This window comes from Candidatus Pelagibacter sp. HIMB1623 (assembly GCF_052047695.1).
Taxonomy (GTDB): domain Bacteria; phylum Pseudomonadota; class Alphaproteobacteria; order Pelagibacterales; family Pelagibacteraceae; genus Pelagibacter.
On record NZ_JBNAJN010000013.1, the window covers coordinates 84,948 to 101,367 of the forward strand.

The 16,420-nt window shown below is 29.8% G+C and carries 13 protein-coding genes and 1 tRNA gene; 3 read left to right on the top strand and 11 right to left on the bottom strand.

The window, feature by feature from the left end:
- The first annotated feature begins 11 nt into the window (after positions 1–11).
- Genes ACTTBN_RS04910 through ACTTBN_RS04920 form a run of 3 tightly spaced genes read left to right on the top strand, consistent with a single transcriptional unit; the run spans position 12 to position 3,303 of the window.
- Positions 12–545: a J domain-containing protein gene (locus tag ACTTBN_RS04910; RefSeq protein ID WP_440681284.1), complete on the top strand. Its 534-nt coding sequence runs from the start codon at positions 12–14 to the stop codon at positions 543–545.
- Positions 529–1,503: a cobaltochelatase subunit CobS gene (gene cobS, locus ACTTBN_RS04915; RefSeq protein ID WP_440681285.1), complete on the top strand. Its 975-nt coding sequence runs from the start codon at positions 529–531 to the stop codon at positions 1,501–1,503. The genes ACTTBN_RS04910 and cobS overlap by 17 nt, the downstream gene beginning before the upstream one ends.
- Positions 1,504–3,303, top strand: a complete 1,800-nt coding sequence (locus ACTTBN_RS04920) for a cobaltochelatase CobT-related protein (protein WP_440681286.1) — start codon at positions 1,504–1,506, stop codon at positions 3,301–3,303. It begins immediately after the preceding gene.
- Here the strand turns inward: ACTTBN_RS04920 and ACTTBN_RS04925 are convergent.
- The 11 genes from ACTTBN_RS04925 to ACTTBN_RS04975 form a co-directional block, all read right to left on the bottom strand.
- A complete protein-coding gene (locus ACTTBN_RS04925) occupies positions 3,300–4,580 on the bottom strand; it encodes an ActS/PrrB/RegB family redox-sensitive histidine kinase (protein WP_440681288.1) in 1,281 nt (426 codons plus the stop codon). The genes ACTTBN_RS04920 and ACTTBN_RS04925 overlap by 4 nt on opposite strands.
- A gap of 2 nt (positions 4,581–4,582) precedes the next feature.
- Positions 4,583–6,640 carry a DNA gyrase subunit B gene (locus ACTTBN_RS04930; RefSeq protein WP_440681289.1) on the bottom strand — a complete coding sequence of 686 codons (2,058 nt, stop codon included), beginning with the start codon at positions 6,638–6,640 and terminating at the stop codon, positions 4,583–4,585.
- Between the two features lie 114 nt (positions 6,641–6,754).
- Positions 6,755–6,844 (bottom strand) — tRNA-Ser (locus ACTTBN_RS04935).
- A 2-nt stretch (positions 6,845–6,846) separates the two neighbouring features.
- Positions 6,847–8,655 carry a translation elongation factor 4 gene (gene lepA / locus ACTTBN_RS04940; RefSeq protein ID WP_440681290.1) on the bottom strand — a complete coding sequence of 603 codons (1,809 nt, stop codon included), beginning with the start codon at positions 8,653–8,655 and terminating at the stop codon, positions 6,847–6,849.
- A gap of 5 nt (positions 8,656–8,660) precedes the next feature.
- The gene (pheT, locus tag ACTTBN_RS04945) at positions 8,661–11,069 is read right to left on the bottom strand and encodes a phenylalanine--tRNA ligase subunit beta (RefSeq protein ID WP_440681291.1); all 2,409 of its coding nucleotides are present in this window, start codon (positions 11,067–11,069) and stop codon (positions 8,661–8,663) included.
- Positions 11,066–12,133: a phenylalanine--tRNA ligase subunit alpha gene (gene pheS / locus ACTTBN_RS04950; protein ID WP_440681292.1), complete on the bottom strand. Its 1,068-nt coding sequence runs from the start codon at positions 12,131–12,133 to the stop codon at positions 11,066–11,068. Before pheS ends, pheT begins: the two co-directional genes overlap by 4 nt.
- Positions 12,134–12,173: 40 nt before the next feature.
- Positions 12,174–12,530 carry a 50S ribosomal protein L20 gene (rplT, locus tag ACTTBN_RS04955; protein WP_440633264.1) on the bottom strand — a complete coding sequence of 119 codons (357 nt, stop codon included), beginning with the start codon at positions 12,528–12,530 and terminating at the stop codon, positions 12,174–12,176.
- A 2-nt stretch (positions 12,531–12,532) separates the two neighbouring features.
- Complete coding sequence (gene rpmI, locus ACTTBN_RS04960; protein WP_440681293.1) at positions 12,533–12,739, bottom strand: 50S ribosomal protein L35; 207 nt, start codon at positions 12,737–12,739, stop codon at positions 12,533–12,535.
- 53 nt (positions 12,740–12,792) lie between these two features.
- Complete coding sequence (infC, locus tag ACTTBN_RS04965; protein ID WP_075484372.1) at positions 12,793–13,338, bottom strand: translation initiation factor IF-3; 546 nt, start codon at positions 13,336–13,338, stop codon at positions 12,793–12,795.
- Positions 13,339–15,255 (bottom strand): threonine--tRNA ligase, encoded by a 1,917-nt coding sequence (gene thrS, locus ACTTBN_RS04970; RefSeq protein WP_440681294.1) that lies wholly within the window; start codon positions 15,253–15,255, stop codon positions 13,339–13,341. It lies immediately after the preceding gene.
- Positions 15,256–16,410 (bottom strand): glycosyltransferase family 4 protein, encoded by a 1,155-nt coding sequence (locus ACTTBN_RS04975; RefSeq protein ID WP_440681295.1) that lies wholly within the window; start codon positions 16,408–16,410, stop codon positions 15,256–15,258.
- Positions 16,411–16,420 lie beyond the last annotated feature (10 nt).

The following is a 16,420-nucleotide window of genomic DNA, read 5'->3' on the forward strand; positions in this document are numbered from 1 at the left end:
TTCTTTATATCATGAAAAATATATGTGATTGGAATAATTGTAAGGAAATTGGCGAATATAAAGCACCAATCGAAAAAGATAACAGCAGAAAGTATAGAATGCTTTGCCTTGAACACGTGAAAGAATTTAACAAAAATTGGAATTACTTTTCAGGAATGAGTGATAATCAAGTTATTAATTTCTTAAAATCAGATATGACGTGGCACAAACCTACACAAAATTTTAGTTCTTCTGATAATTTTTTTAAAGTTCTTTGGAATACAACATTAAAAGATGAGTTTGATAAAGATAAATTTAATGGAGACTATAACCACATGCGTCAATTTAAATTTGATCATAAAGATATAAAAGCATTTGGAATATTGGGTATAACAGTGGGTTTAAAATGGAAAAAAATACAAGAAAAATTCAAAGTGCTTGTTAAAAAATTTCACCCTGATATGAATGCCGGAAATAGAAAATACGAGGAAAAATTAAAATTAATAACTTTAGCTTACACGCAACTTAAAAACACTTATAGAGAAAAAATTGACACCAAATCTTGATATTAAACCTGATATAAAAGTCTCTTTAAAGCAATCATTTGGAATTGATTCTGAAATGGAAGTTGATGCTTTTTCAAAAAAAAGTGAATACGTTCCTGAAATAGATAAAAATTATAAATTTGATAGGGATACTACCCTTGCAATCATTTCAGGATTTGCATTTAATAAAAGAGTTTTGGTGCAAGGATATCACGGTACTGGAAAATCTACCCATATAGAACAAATAGCTGCAAGACTAAACTGGCCTTGTATCCGTGTGAATTTAGATAGCCACGTCAGTAGAATAGATTTAATTGGAAAAGATGCAATTGTACTTAAAGATGGAAAGCAAGTAACACAATTTAATGAAGGAATTTTACCTTGGTCAATTCAAAATCCAGTTGCATTAGTATTTGATGAATATGATGCAGGAAGACCTGATGTAATGTTTGTTATTCAAAGAGTATTAGAAGCTGAAGGAAATTTTACTTTACTAGATAAAAATAAAGTAATTAGTCAGAATAAATATTTTAGACTATTTGCAACTTCAAACACTGTAGGTCTTGGTGATACAACAGGTCTATATCATGGAACTCAACAAATTAACCAAGGTCAAATGGACAGATGGAACATTGTTACTACACTAAATTACTTAAGTCTTGATAGAGAAATGGATATAGTTTTGGCAAAAAATAAAAATCTAAATAACCCTAAAGGTAAAGAAAAAGTTGCTAACATGATCAAAGTTGCTTCCTTAACTAGAAAAGGGTTTATTGCAGGAGATATATCTACAGTCATGAGTCCTAGAACTGTTCTTCATTGGGCTGAAAACTCAGAGATTTTTAAAGATACTGGATATGCTTTTAGAGTTACCTTTTTGAATAAATGCGATGACATAGAAAAAAACACTATCGCAGAATATTATCAAAGATGTTTTGGTGAAGAATTGCCCGAATCTTTGATAAATATTCAAATCTAAATGAGTAGTAAAGAAACAAACTTAAAAGAAAAATTTAGAATTGCTTTAACATCAACAGCTAAAGTTATTGCTGATGATTTTGAAATAAATAATAGATCTACTGAAAATAAAAAAGCTCAAGAAATCAATTCTTTAGAAGTAGATACTCTTAATAGCCCAAGTGATTTTATTAAATTAAGAGCTGAAACAGACTCAAAAGCACTCAAAAAGAGATTCTCTGATGATAAAATTTATAAAAAAAATTTACCTTCTAATACCTCTTCAAGATCTTTGTATAATATAGCTGAAAAAATTAGATATGAGGTGATAGGAGGTAAAATGTTAAAAGGAATTCAAAAAAATTTATCTGAAAACTATAATCAAATAATTAATCGTAAAAGGAAAGATCAACTTAAAACAAAAGAAGATGTCCCTGTATCAGAGGCATTTGAGTTATATATGCTCAAGCACTTTCACAATATAGAATTAAACTCTTTAACAACTAAAATGCTTAATTTCTGGGAAAAAGACTTTGAGCAATCAATTGAAAAACATAAAGAATTTTTAATAGAAAACTTAGAAGATCAAAACACTTATAGTTCAAAGTTTTCTCAAATATTAGAGGACATGGATATTTTTCAAAGTGATGAAGAAGATAAAGAAGAGGAAGAAAATCAAGACCAAGGTCAAGACAATCCATCAAATGATGATCAAAATAAAGATAACGAAGACAATAAAGATGAAAACAATGACCAAGAAACAGAAGCCTCTGTTGATGCTGATTATAGTATAGATGAATTTAATTTAGATGAACAATTGTCAGATGTAGAATCTGATGAACAAAATTCTGAGCAAGTAATTCAAAAAAAAATTGATAATGTTAATCTTGATTATAAAATATTTACAACTCAATATGATGAAGTAGTCAAAGCTGAGAAATTAGAAAATGCAGATGAAGCTACTAAGTTGAGAAAAAATTTAGATCAACAATTGATTGGTTTTCAGGACGTAATTACTAAATTAGCCAATAAACTTCAACGACAATTACTTGCGAAACAAAATAGAGCTTGGGAATTTGATTTAGAAGAGGGCTTACTAGATAGTTCAAAATTACCAAGAATTATAATAGATCCATATAATTCTCTATCTTTTAAAAAAGAAAAAGATCTTGATTTCAAAGATACTGTTGTAACTTTACTTATAGATAATTCTGGATCTATGAGAGGAAGACCTATTACTATTGCTGCTATATGTGCTGATATTCTTTCAAGAACACTTGAAAGGTGTTCTGTCAAAGTAGAAATTTTAGGTTTCACTACAAAAAATTGGAAAGGTGGACAAAGTAGAGAATTTTGGACCAGAAACTCAAAACCAAAAACTCCTGGAAGACTAAACGATTTAAGACATATCATTTATAAGGGTGCTGATACTCAATGGAGACAAGCTAAAAATAATTTAGGACTGATGTTAAAAGAAGGTTTGCTAAAAGAAAATATAGATGGTGAAGCAATATCATGGGCATACAATAGGATTAAAAAACGAAAAGAAGAAAGAAAAATTTTAATGGTAATTTCTGATGGAGCACCAGTGGATGACTCAACTCTTTCAGTAAATTCTGGAGATTTTTTAGAAAAGCATTTAAAAAAAATGGTTAAATTTATTGAAAACAAATCTGATATTGAAATATTGGCAATTGGAATTGGTCATGATGTTTCAAGGTATTATGATAAAGCTATAAAAATTACTGATGTAAATGAGTTAGGAGATGTAATGATTTCTCAGCTAAGCTCTTTATTTGAAACAAAGAAAAATTATCATTAAATATTAAAGAGATCTTTATTTTTCCATCTTATTATTACTTCTGCCCCAGTTCTAGTTTTTGAATTTCTACAAGTAACAAGAGCAAAGTTTTTCTCTAATAAAGTTTTTCCTATAAAAAGACCTAATCCTAATCCAGTTTTTGATTTATCTTGAGGATTGTCTGATTTTAAATATGGCTCACCAATTTTTGATAAAATATCTCTAGGATATCCCTCACCATCATCCTCAACGCTTATTTCAGTAATTTCACTATCACTTTTTAAATTTATAAAGATATTTACATGTGCAAATTTATTAGCATTTCCAATAAAATTTCTTAATCCATAAACAATTTCAATAGACTTGGTAATTTTTTTCGGATTAGAATCTTGATCAATATTTAAAATAAAATTTTTAGAACTTATTTCTTTAAAAGATACAATAATTTCATTTAAATAATCTCTTAAAGATATGTCTTTATCAATAAACTCATCTTCCTCAACTGGATTTAAAGTTAATCGCTTTAAGATTTCATTACATCTTTCAACTTGGCTAGATAGTAATTTAATATCTTTTTCAACATCTTCTTTGCCTTCAAATTGTTTTGCTAAATCTTGTGTAATTATTTTTATAGTTGAAAGTGGTGTACCTAGTGAATGGGCGGCAGCAGCAGCTTGACCACCCAGTGATAAAAGCTCGTGTTCTTTTGCCATTACCTCTTCCATTTTAGTAAGTGCCTCTTTCCTTAATCTAGTTTGTGTCCCAAATGTCATTGCAAAATAGTTTAAAAAAATAAGAGCAATTAATAAAGCAAGCGGAATAGAATAATAATAAAACGGACTTACATAAAAATTTTCGCTTAGTGGTGATGGTAATTCTGTAGAGTAAAAGGTTAAAAAAATAATGGAAAAGGCTGTTAAAAATACAAGTAATGTATTTGTTCTAAAACTCAAATTAGAAGATGAAAATACACTTGGAATTATTATAAAAATAACAAAAGGATTAATTATTCCACCTGATAAGTAGAGTAAAATTGCTAGTTGCAAAATATCAATAACCAAAAATATAAATGCTGATCGATCTGATAATTGAGTTTTTTTATAAATGAAAATTAAATAAAAATTACTAATAATGCCTAATAAAATAACTAGGTTTGATATAAAAAAGTCAAATTTAAAATTTAATACAAAATATACGAAATTTACTGCAATTAATTGTCCAATAATTCCAATCCATCTTAAACTGATATAAGTAGATTTTTTAAAAGAATGATGTTTCGAAGTTTCAAAAAACTTCATTTTTAAATATCAAGATTTTTTACATTAATAGCATTAGAAACTATAAAATCTTTTCGTAAGGCAACATCATTGCCCATCAGTGTGTGTATTAAACTTTGATCTTTTTTTAGATCTTTTGAATACTGTACTTGTAATAAATTTCTAGTTTCTGGATCTAATGTGGTATTCCACAACTCTTCTGGATTCATTTCACCAAGCCCTTTGAATCTTTGAATATTCATTTTTGATTTTTCTAAATCTAAAGCATTGGAATATTCTTTTGATCCTTTTTTTAATTTTTTTAAATCTTTATTATTCGCAACAATGTAATCTTCTAATTCTTTCTCATCCTTAATATAAATGCCTTTAGATCCTTTATTGATTTTAAAAAGTGGTGGTTGAGCTAAGTATACATGGCCATTTTCAATTAATTTATTAAATGGTTTATTATTGAAAAAAGTTAATAACAATGCTCTTATGTGAGAACCATCTACATCCGCGTCAGTCATAATAATAATTTTGCCATATCTGAGATCTTTTAAATCTATTTCTTGAGACTTTGGATCTAGACCCAATGCGTTAATAAGCGTTACAATTTCATTTGAAGAAATCATTTTTGCTAAAGCTTTAGTTCTTTGATCAGAGCCATTGCCATTTCCATTTTTTTTCAAATTTATATCTTCAACATATGTATTTAAAATCTTACCTCTTAGAGGTAATACAGCCTGATTAGCTCTATTTCTTCCCTGTTTAGCAGAACCGCCTGCTGAATCACCCTCAACAATAAACAATTCTGTGCCTTCTTGCTTTCCTATTTGGCAGTCAGCTAATTTCCCAGGTAAACCACTTAATTCTAGTGCTCCTTTTCTTCTAACATTTTCTCTAGCTTTTCTAGCGACATCTCTTGCCATAGCTGCCTGAATAACTTTCGCTAGAACTATTTTTGCAATAGATGGGTTTTGATCAAACCATATAGATAATTTTTCATTAACCAGTGTTTCAACAATCATTCTTACTTCTGAGGAAACTAATTTATCTTTGGTTTGAGAAGAAAACTTTGGATCTGGGATTTTTGTTGAAAGAACACATGTTAAACCTTCTTTAATATCATCTCCAGATATAGCTAATTTATTTTTTTTTAATAAATTATTTTCATTTGCATACTTATTTACTACTCTTGTTAGTGCACTTCTAAAACCTAATAAATGAGTTCCACCATCTTTTTGATAAATATTATTTGTATAAGGAAATATATCCTCTGCATAACCAGCATTCCATTTTAAGGAACATTCTATTTCGATATTATTTTTTTTACCTTCAATATAAATTGGTTTTCTAAAAAGATCATTGCCATTTTTATTTTGCAGCTTTTCTCTTTTTTCATCTAAAAAATCTACAAATTCAAGCACACCTCCATCAAATTTAAATTCAGATGTTTTTTCTTTTTTTTGACTAGCATCAGTAAAAATTATTTTTATACCCTTGTTTAAAAATGCTAGCTCTCTCATTCTTTTTATTAAAATATTTGCGCTAAATTTTATTGAGGAAAAAATATCCTTTGAAGGCAAGAATGTAATTTGGGTACCAGTATTTTTAGACTTACCAATAACTTTTAAAGGGGATTTTGCTTCACCATTTTTAAATTCAATATAATGTTTTTTTCCATCTCTATTGATTTCCAATTGTAATTTTTCTGATAATGCATTTACAACCGAGACTCCAACTCCATGCAGCCCACCAGAAACTTTATAAGAATCATGGTCAAATTTTCCTCCAGCATGAAGTTGAGTCATAATAACTTCTGCTGCAGATTTTTTTTCACCTTTGTGCATGTCAACAGGGATACCTCTACCATCATCATTTACAGTAATTGTTCCATCAGAGTTAATTCTTACATTAATATTTTTACAATGACCTGCTAATGCCTCATCTATAGAATTATCAACAACCTCATAAACCATATGGTGTAAACCTGTTCCATCGTCAGTATCACCTATATACATCCCTGGTCTTTTTCTAACTGCTTCAAGACCTTTTAAAACTTTGATGGAATCTGCTTGGTATGTATTTTTGTTTGTCATTTTTTAAATTTTGGAAAAAATTAATTATAACATTTTTTCAAAAAATTGCTGATTTATCTTACTATTAAAGCCATTAAATGGATAAATTAATGTGGAAAAACTTAACTTATTTAATGGCGGAGAGAATGGGATTCGAACCCATGAAAGAATTGCTCCTTTACACGCTTTCCAAGCGTGCGCCTTCAACCACTCGGCCACCTCTCCAGTTATTTTTCTTTTGAAATTTTAAGAACACCAATAAATGCCTCTTGAGGTATTTCCACCCTTCCAAATTGTTTTGATCTAGCTTTACCTTTTTTTTGTTTTTCTAATAATTTTCTTTTTCTATCTGTTGCTCCACCACCGTGAATTTTTGTTAAAACATCTTTTTTAAAACCTTTGATAGTTTCTCTAGCAATAATTTTTCCACCAATTGCAGCTTGAACAGGAATCATAAAATTATGTCTTGGAATTAGGTCTTTTAGTTTTTCACAAACTTCTCTCCCGGTTTTTTGAGCAAAATCTTTATGTATCATCATAGCTAGAGCATCAACAGGTTCACCATTCACTAAAATACCTAGTTTTACTAGATCACCTTCTCTGTGCTCAATTATTTCATAATCAAAACTTGCATATCCACTTGTCATTGACTTAAGTCTATCGTTAAAATCAAACACAACCTCATTTAAGGGAAGTTCATAATTTACTACAGCTCTATTCCCAGAATAGCTAAGGTTTGTTTGTACTCCTCTTTTGTCCTGACACATTTTAATTATTGAACCTAAGTACTGATCTGGAGTAATAATAGTTGCCTTAATCCAAGGTTCTTCAATATATTTTATTAATGTAGGATCTGGTAAGCTTGATGGATTTTGCAAATCCATAGTATCACCATTATTCAAATGAACTTTATAAACTACTCCAGGAGTTGTTGTTAATAAATTAACATCAAATTCTCTTTCAAGTCGCTCTGTTACAATTTCTAGATGAAGTAAACCTAAAAATCCACATCTGAATCCTAAACCTAAGGCTGAAGATGATTCTGGTTCAAAAGAAAAGCTTGCATCATTTAATTGTAACTTTGCTAAACCATCTTTTAATTTTTGAAACTCTGAGCTATCAACAGGGAATAATCCACAAAATACTACAGGTTTACTTGGTTTAAAACCTGGTAAAGCTTCTTTCAATGGTTTTGTTGCGTCACAAATTGTATCTCCAACTTTTGTTTCTGATAACACTTTTATACCTGTTGTAATAAATCCTATTTCTCCTGTTTTTAATTCAGTGATATCAACTGGCTTTGGAGTAAAAACACCAACTTTTTCAACGATATATTCTTGATTTGTAGACATCATTTTGATCTTCATGTGTTTAGAAAGTTTCCCATCTATAACTCTAACTAATATGACAACACCTAAATAAGTATCGTACCAACTATCGACTAGTAAACATTTTAAATCCGATGAACTTTCTCCTTTTGGTGCTGGTAAAGTCGTTATAATTTGCTCTAAAATATCTTCTATTCCTTCACCAGTTTTTCCAGAACACGGAATAGCATTCTCAGTATCTATCCCAATAACTTCCTCAATTTGCTTTTTTGTTCTCTCTAAATCAGAAGCTGGTAAATCTACTTTATTTAATACTGGGACAATTTCATGATTTGTATCTAATGCCTGATAAACGTTTGCTAAAGTTTGAGCCTCAACCCCTTGAGTACTATCTACAATTAAAATTGAACCTTCACACGCATATAATGACCTACTTACTTCATAGCTAAAGTCTACGTGGCCAGGGGTATCTATAATATTTAAAATATATTCTTTTCCATCTTTAGCTTTATAATTTAGCTTTACTGTTTGCGCCTTAATTGTGATGCCTCTCTCTCGTTCAATATCCATTGAGTCTAAAACTTGAGCTTTCATCTCTCTTTCAGTCAAACCACCACAACTGTGAATTATTCTGTCTGCAATAGTAGATTTTCCATGATCAATGTGTGCAATGATTGCAAAATTTCTTATATTATCGATTGAACTCATTGGCTTTAGGATCGAATTTTAGCGCCAGTTTTATTTTCTACTGTTTCTATAATTGATTTATTGATTTGATCTAAATCAGCATCTTTAAGAGTTTTTTCTTGAGATTGAATTGTAACACTGATTGCAATTGATTTTTGATTTTCTGGAATATTATCACCTTCATAGACGTCAAAAACTTTAATGTTAGAAATCAATTTTTTATCAACATTTGAAATAACATTTACTAAATCTTGAACATTAATTTTCTTATCAACTATAAAAGCAAAATCCCTTTCTGACTTTTGGTAATCTGAAACAGAATATTTTGTTTTTTGATCTTTTAATGATTTTTTTGGTAATTTTAAATTATCAAGAAATATTTCAAAACCTACTAGTGACTCTGTTTTCATATCAATTTCCTTAATGATATTCGGATGAATTTCACCAAAGTATGCAGCTAGACTTTCTTTGCCTCTGTTCAAAAATAATCTTCCTGATTTACCTGGATGATAATAATCAGGGGTTTCATCATCAATAAAAAATTTTTCTGAATCATAGCCTGCTTCAACTAAAGTTTGAACTACATCTTTTTTAATATCAAAAACATCAACATTTCTCTCTTTTTCTAACCAAGAAAGACGTGATTTTTTTCCAGCAGCTAATCCACAAACTACTGTATTTTGTTCACCAGGTTTTTTTCCAAAAAATGTTGGGCCAATTTCAAAAATAGATAAATCTTTAATTCCTCTATCTATATTTTTGCTCATATACATAATTAAATTAGAAAATATTGAATTTCTTAAAACTCCTAATTCTGAACTTATAGGATTCACAATTTTTAATTCTTCTTTTTGACCTTTAAAATGGTTATTATATTTTGAGTCCGTAAAAGACCATGTAATAGCCTCCAAATAACCCTTTGAAGCAACAGATCTTTGAAGAAAATGAAACAGTTTTTGAGTTTGTGTTAAAGTAGATTTTTTTCTTTCTTTGATTGGCTCTTCAATCTTTATCTTATCATAGCCAACTATTCTTACCAATTCCTCAACAACATCTATTTCCTGAGAAATATCTGGCCTCCAGGATGGTACGGTTAATTTAAAAACCTTTTTATCTTTTTTGGATTTAAAACCTAAGTTGTCTAAAATTTTTAACATATCTTTTGTTAAAATTTTAAAACCTGTTACTTTTTCAAATGAATTTGGATCAAATTTAATTATTTGATTTTTAAATTTACTAATTTTTTGAATATCTATCTTACTAATTTCACCACCACAAATTTCTTTAATTAAAAATGCTGCTTTATTTAAACCTTCTTCAATTGACAATTGGTCTATTCCCCTTTCAAATCTAAATTTTGCATCTGTATCAATATTCAATTTTTTTGCTGTTCTTCTGATTGATCTTGGATCAAAATAAGCTGATTCAATTAAAACATTTTTTGTATCCATCTCAGTTCCAGATCTTGTGCCTCCAATGATACCTCCAAGTCCTAGCACACCATTGTCATCACTAATTACACACATATCATCTTCAAGCTTATATTTTTTGTTGTCTAATGCTGTAAACTCTTCTCCAGATTTTGAGTTTCTAACAATTATTCCTTTTTCTATTTTATCAGCATCATAAGCGTGTAATGGACGATTAATGTCTATCATTACATAATTTGTAATATCAACTATTGCTGAAATAGGTTTTTGACCTATAGAAATTAATTTATCTTTCAACCACTTTGGGCTTTCGGTATTTTTTACATTTGTTATTAAGCAGCTTCCAAAAGAAAAGCATCCTTGATTTTTTTCGTTCGTGATTTTAACATTAACTGTTTGAGATTTTTTTGATTTTATTTTTTGTTCTCTAATCTGCTTTAATTTACCAAAACCAGATGCTGCTAAATCTCTAGCTATTCCTCTAACACCAAGACAATCCGGTCTGTTCGGAGTGATAGATAAATCAATTAAATTTGAGCTTGATTGTGTAAAAAAACTTTTTCCTATACTTTTGTTATATTTCGAAGATGAAAGCTCAGTAATTCCATCACTTTCATCAGAAAAATTTAGTTCAGATTCTGAACAAAGCATTCCATAAGATGTAACGTCTCTAATTTTAGCTATTACCAATTTAGTTTTATTTTTTGGTATAACCGCACCAGGAGGAGCGTAAACAGTTATCAAACCTTCTCTAGCATTTGGTGCGCCACATACAACCTTCTTTACTTCATTTTCGCCTACATCAACATCACAAACTTTTAAACGGTCTGCATTGGGATGTTTTTCGGTTTTTAAAATTTTTGCTACTTTAAATAAATCTAAACCTTCAGCTAAATTATCAACACTTTCAACTTCAAGTCCAATATCAGTTAATTTCTCAAGTAACTTTTCTTCCTTGGCACTTACAGTTAAATGATCTTTTAACCAATCAAATGTTATCTTCATCGACTTAATCCTCTATAATTTGTAGGCACGTCAAGAGGATCGAATCCAAAATGATTTAACCATCTGTAATCACAATCAAAGAAAGCTCTTAAATCATTGATACCGTATTTTAACATTGCAAGTCTATCTATTCCTATGCCAAATGCATATCCTTGGTATTTAGCAGGGTCAACTTTGACATTTTTTAAAACGTTTGGATGAACCATTCCGCAGCCCAAAATTTCAAGCCATTGATCTCCCTCTCCTATAATAATTTTGCCATCTTTAATTTCGTAACCAATATCTACTTCTGCAGATGGTTCAGTAAAAGGGAAATGGCTTGGTCTAAATCTCATTTTAATTTTTTCCACTTCAAAAAACTCTTTAATAAAATAATTTAAACATCCCTTTAAATGACCCATGTTAATATTTTTATCTATATGGAGGCCCTCAACCTGATGAAACATTGGTGCATGTGTTTGATCACTATCTGATCTATATGTTCTACCTGGAGCAATAATTTTAAAAGGTGGTTTATCTTTTAACATTGTTCTAATTTGAACAGGTGAAGTGTGTGTCCTTAATAAAACTTCCTTATTTTCATCTAAATAAAAAGTATCATGCATGTCACGAGCTGGATGATTATCTGGAGTGTTTAGCGCTGTAAAATTATTATATTCGTTTTCTACATCTGGTCCTTCTTCCACGCTAAAACCTATTTCTGAAAATATAGATGAAATCTCATCTATAGTTTGAGATACAGGATGAATTTTTCCTCTAACAAAAGGTCTTTCAGGTAGAGTTATATCAACTTTTTCTTTTTCAAGTTTTTGATTAATTTCTTTTGTTTCGATTTCTTTGATTTTTTCCGAAATTAAAGATTGAAGTTCATCTTTTATTTTATTCAAATCTGCTGCAAATCTTTTTCTATCAGACTCTGGAATTGATCCTACAGTTTTAAATAAAGATGAAATTTGACCATTTTTACCAAATAAGTCTGTTTTGATTGAATTGATTTCATCTAGGCTTAATCCGTTTTTAAGCCTTGATACAAATTGATCTCTAATATTTTTTATGTCTGACATATTAGTAGATTATTTCCTTAAGAAATAAAAACAATAGAGATTAATTTAAAGCGGATTGAGCTTTTTGTACAATTGTTTTGAACGCTTCTGGACTATCGTAAGCAATTTCTGCTAAAATTTTTCTATCTATTGCAACACCACATTTACTTAAACCATTAATAAATTTTGAATAAGTCATTCCCTCAGCTCTTACACCTGCATTAATTCTTTGTATCCATAATGATTTGAAGTCTCTTTTTTTATTTCTTCTATCCCTATAAGCATACTGCATGGATTTTTCCATTGCTTGCTTTGCAACTCTGATAGTATTTTTTCTTCTTCCCCACTGACCTTTTACAGCTTTTAATACTTTTTTATGTTTTGCTTTACTGGTTACACCTCTTTTAACTCTAGCCATTATTAACCTCTTAAACTGTACGGCATATATGATTTAACAATTTTGCCGTCTTGTTTTGACAAAGTTGTAGTGCCTCTAAGTTTTCTTATTTGTGAATTCGTTCGTTTAATCATGCCGTGTCTCTTACCTGCCTGAGCAGACATAACTTTGCCTTTAGCAGATACTTTAAATCTTTTTTTTGCTGAGCTTTTTGTTTTTAATTTTGGCATAATTCTGCGGACTTATACAAAGAATGTTGAAATTTTACAACCTCTATTAAAGCTTATAAAGGTTGAATTACCATAATCATTTGCTTGCCATCAAACTTAGGGTGCAGTTCTACCTTGCCAATATCCTTCATATCTTCTTTAATTTTGCCCATTAACTCGTTACCTAAATGAGAATGCTGAAGCTCTCTACCTTTAAATCTTATTGTAAATTTAACTTTGTCTCCTTTTGCTATAAATTTCTTTGCATTTTTAACCTTAAATTCATAATCATGCGTTTCAGTAACGGGTCTCATTTTAATTTCTTTTAATGAAACTATTTTTTGTTTCTTTTTTGCAAGATTTGCTTTTTTTTGAGCATCATATTTATACTTACCCATATCCATAATTTTACAAACAGGTGGGTTTGCATTTGGTGCAATTTCAATTAAATCCAAACCTTGGTTTTTTGCCATTGAAATAGCTTCATTAGTGTTCATCACTCCAAGATTTTCTCCATCACTTGCGATAACTTGAACATCGGGTGAAGATATACGGTTATTAGACCTTGGACCTCTATCCTTTGTTCTTCTTTGAAAATAGTTTTGTTTGAAATCTGCCACTTAGTTTGATGATGCTTTGTTTAAAGCAGAGAAAGTTTTTAAAAATAAGTTTATATCCATATTTTCTTGTTTAGTAGAGTCTAATCTTCTAATCGTTACTGAATTGGAGTCAACTTCTTTTTTACCACAAATTAATAAAAGAGGTATTTTTGCTAAAGAATGATCTCTAATTTTATAGTTTAAATTATTGTTTTTAATATCAACAGCAGAACTTATACCTGCATCTTTTATTTTTTTAGACACTTCTATTGCATAATCATTAAATTCTTCTGAAATGGGAATTACCATTGTTTGCAATGGGGAGATCCAAAAAGGAAATTTACCAGCATAATTTTCAATTAATATTCCGATAAACCTTTCTAAAGAACCAAATAGCGCTCTATGAAGCATAACAGGAACTTTTTTTGTTCCGTCTTTATCAACGTAGGATGCATCTAATCTTCCAGGTAAATTTAAATCAACTTGTAAAGTTCCACATTGCCAATCTCTACCAATAGCATCTCTTAAAACAAATTCTATTTTTGGACCATAAAATGCACCTTCACCTTTATTAATACTATATTCTAACTTAGAGGCTTTAACTGCTTCAAGAAGTGAAGCTTCTGCTTTGTCCCAAACCTCATCATCTCCAACTCTAACCTCTGGTCGATCTGCATATTTTAAAATTACATTTTCAAAACCAAGGTCTTTGTAAATATCCAAAATTAAATTTGTCACATTTAAACACTCACTCGTAATTTGATCTTCTGAGCAAAAAATATGTGCATCGTCTTGCGTAAAAGCTCTTACTCTAAGTAAACCATGTAAAGCACCCGATGGCTCGTAACGATGAACCTTGCCAAATTCTGTTATACGTAATGGAAGATCTCTATAACTTTTCAATCCCTGATTAAATACTTGTATGTGACCAGGACAATTCATTGGTTTAATTGCAAACACTTTTTCATCAGGAGTTTCTGATGTATACATATTTTCCCCATATTTCTCCCAGTGACCAGATTTTTCCCATAATTGTCGGTCTAAAATTTCAGGTGTATTCACCTCTTTGTATCCAGCAGCATCTTGTCTACTTCTCATATAGTTGATTAATTTTTGGAATAATGCCCATCCTCTCTCATGCCAAAATACTGAGCCAGGACTTTCTTCTCTGAAATGAAACAAGTCCATTTCTTTTCCTAATTTTCTATGGTCTCTTTTTTCTGCCTCTTCTATTCTTTTTAAATACTCATCCAAATCTTTTTGAGAGGCCCAGCTTGTACCATAAATTCTTTGAAGCATTTCATTATTTGAATCACCTCTCCAATAAGCTCCAGAAACTTTCATTAATTTGAAGTATTTTCCAATTTTACCTGTTGAAGAAAGATGTGGTCCTCTACAAAGATCATGCCAATCTCCATGAAAATAAATTGAAACATCTTCATTCTCCGGTATTGCTTCAATTAACTCAGCTTTATAGATCTCACCTTTGTTTTTAAAATGATCTATTGCTTTATTTCGGTCCCAAACTTCCCTTTTAGTAATCTCGTCTCGATCAACAATTTCTTTCATTTTATTTTCAATCATTGTTAAATCATCTTCTGTGAACGGATCTTTTCTAGCAAAATCATAATAAAATCCATTTTCAATTACAGGACCAATCGTAACTTGTGTTCCAGGGAATAATTCTTGCACTGCCATTGCCAATATATGAGCAGTATCATGTCTAATAGTTTCCAGCCCCTCAGGATTTTTAGATGTAAAAATTTTTACAGAACAATCTTTCTCAATTAAATGCTCTAAGTCTTTTAACTGACCATCTACGCTTATTACCATTGCTTGTTTAGCTAATGATTTGCTAATTTTTTCTGCTACTTCTAATCCAGTAACTTTATTTGGGAAATTAATATTATTTCCGTCGGGTAATGTAATTATAGGCATTTAATTTATTAATCTTTTATACTCTGAATAAGTAGAAAAGCACATTTTTTCAACATTAAATTTTTGAACTATATTTTTTCTTCCTTCAATACCAATTAATTTTAATTGAGTTTCGTCAATTGTCAGAGTTTTCAAAATTTTCTGACTTAAAGACTTTGCATCACCAGCTTCAAATAAATAGCCTGTTTTTTCATCAACAACAGTCTCATTAGAACCGCCAATATTACTAGCAATTATTGGTTTCTCCATAGACTGGGCCTCCACAGCAACTCTACCAAAAGCTTCTGGTTCAATAGAAGCTGAAACAATTATATCAGAAACTTTGTAAGCTAATGCCATATCTTTACAGTGATCGATAAATCTTAGCTGTTTAGTCAATCTATATTGTTCTGAAAGTCTGATTAGTTTTTTTTTGTACAAATCTCGTCCCTGATCACTTCCAAGGATAACAGCATAAAACGCCTCATAACCTAATTCAATATTTACAAGATTAATTGCTTCAATAAATACCTCTTGTCCTTTCCAGGTAGTTAGTCTACCAGGCAAAAGTATAATTTTTTTATCTTTTTCAATTTCCCATTGTTTTAATAATTTTTCCTCTTCAGTTTCAAGTTTTGTGGTAGGGTCAAAGTAATCAATATTTATTCCTCTAAATACTACTAATAATTTTTTTTTTTGATTTAAGTAATTTGAATAATTTTCTTTGATGTGTGAAAAAATAAAATTTGATCCTGCAATAATTAAATCAGATCGAACCATTACTGAATTATATAATTTTTTCAAATTACTTTTAAAATTATAAGTGCCGTGAAATGTAGTCACAAACTTTCTACTTGTTATCTTAGAGGCTATTAAACAAGACCATGCAGGCGCTCTACTTCTAGCGTGTACTATCGAAATATTATTAAATAAAATGATAAAAATTAAAATTATTGCATTAATTAAGATTAATATTGGGTTTTTACTTTGAACTGGAAGTCTAAAAACTTTTACTTTATTTTTATCTACAAATTTAAGTAACTCACCACCACTAGTAACAATAAATGATTTACAACCGTTCTCTGGCAAATAGTGAGCAATATCATAACAACCAGTCTCTGCACCACCATATCCAAGTTTTGGAATTACTTGCAAAACTTTTAAATTAGATGACATTTGATATGAT

Bases quoted from the DNA above. Each gene is read 5' to 3' on its own strand.
- rpmI (WP_440681293.1), bottom strand. From the start codon at position 12,739: ATGCCAAAATTAAAAACAAAAAGCTCAGCAAAAAAAAGATTTAAAGTA.
- ACTTBN_RS04930 (WP_440681289.1), bottom strand. From the start codon at position 6,640: ATGACAAACAAAAATACATACCAAGCAGATTCCATCAAAGTTTTAAAA.
- ACTTBN_RS04920 (WP_440681286.1), top strand. From the start codon at position 1,504: ATGAGTAGTAAAGAAACAAACTTAAAAGAAAAATTTAGAATTGCTTTA.
- pheS (WP_440681292.1), bottom strand. From the start codon at position 12,133: ATGTCAGACATAAAAAATATTAGAGATCAATTTGTATCAAGGCTTAAA.
- rplT (WP_440633264.1), bottom strand. From the start codon at position 12,530: ATGGCTAGAGTTAAAAGAGGTGTAACCAGTAAAGCAAAACATAAAAAA.
- ACTTBN_RS04910 (WP_440681284.1), top strand. From the start codon at position 12: ATGAAAAATATATGTGATTGGAATAATTGTAAGGAAATTGGCGAATAT.
- pheT (WP_440681291.1), bottom strand. From the start codon at position 11,069: ATGAAGATAACATTTGATTGGTTAAAAGATCATTTAACTGTAAGTGCC.
- thrS (WP_440681294.1), bottom strand. From the start codon at position 15,255: ATGCCTATAATTACATTACCCGACGGAAATAATATTAATTTCCCAAAT.
- ACTTBN_RS04925 (WP_440681288.1), bottom strand. From the start codon at position 4,580: ATGAAGTTTTTTGAAACTTCGAAACATCATTCTTTTAAAAAATCTACT.
- ACTTBN_RS04975 (WP_440681295.1), bottom strand. From the start codon at position 16,410: ATGTCATCTAATTTAAAAGTTTTGCAAGTAATTCCAAAACTTGGATAT.
- lepA (WP_440681290.1), bottom strand. From the start codon at position 8,655: ATGAGTTCAATCGATAATATAAGAAATTTTGCAATCATTGCACACATT.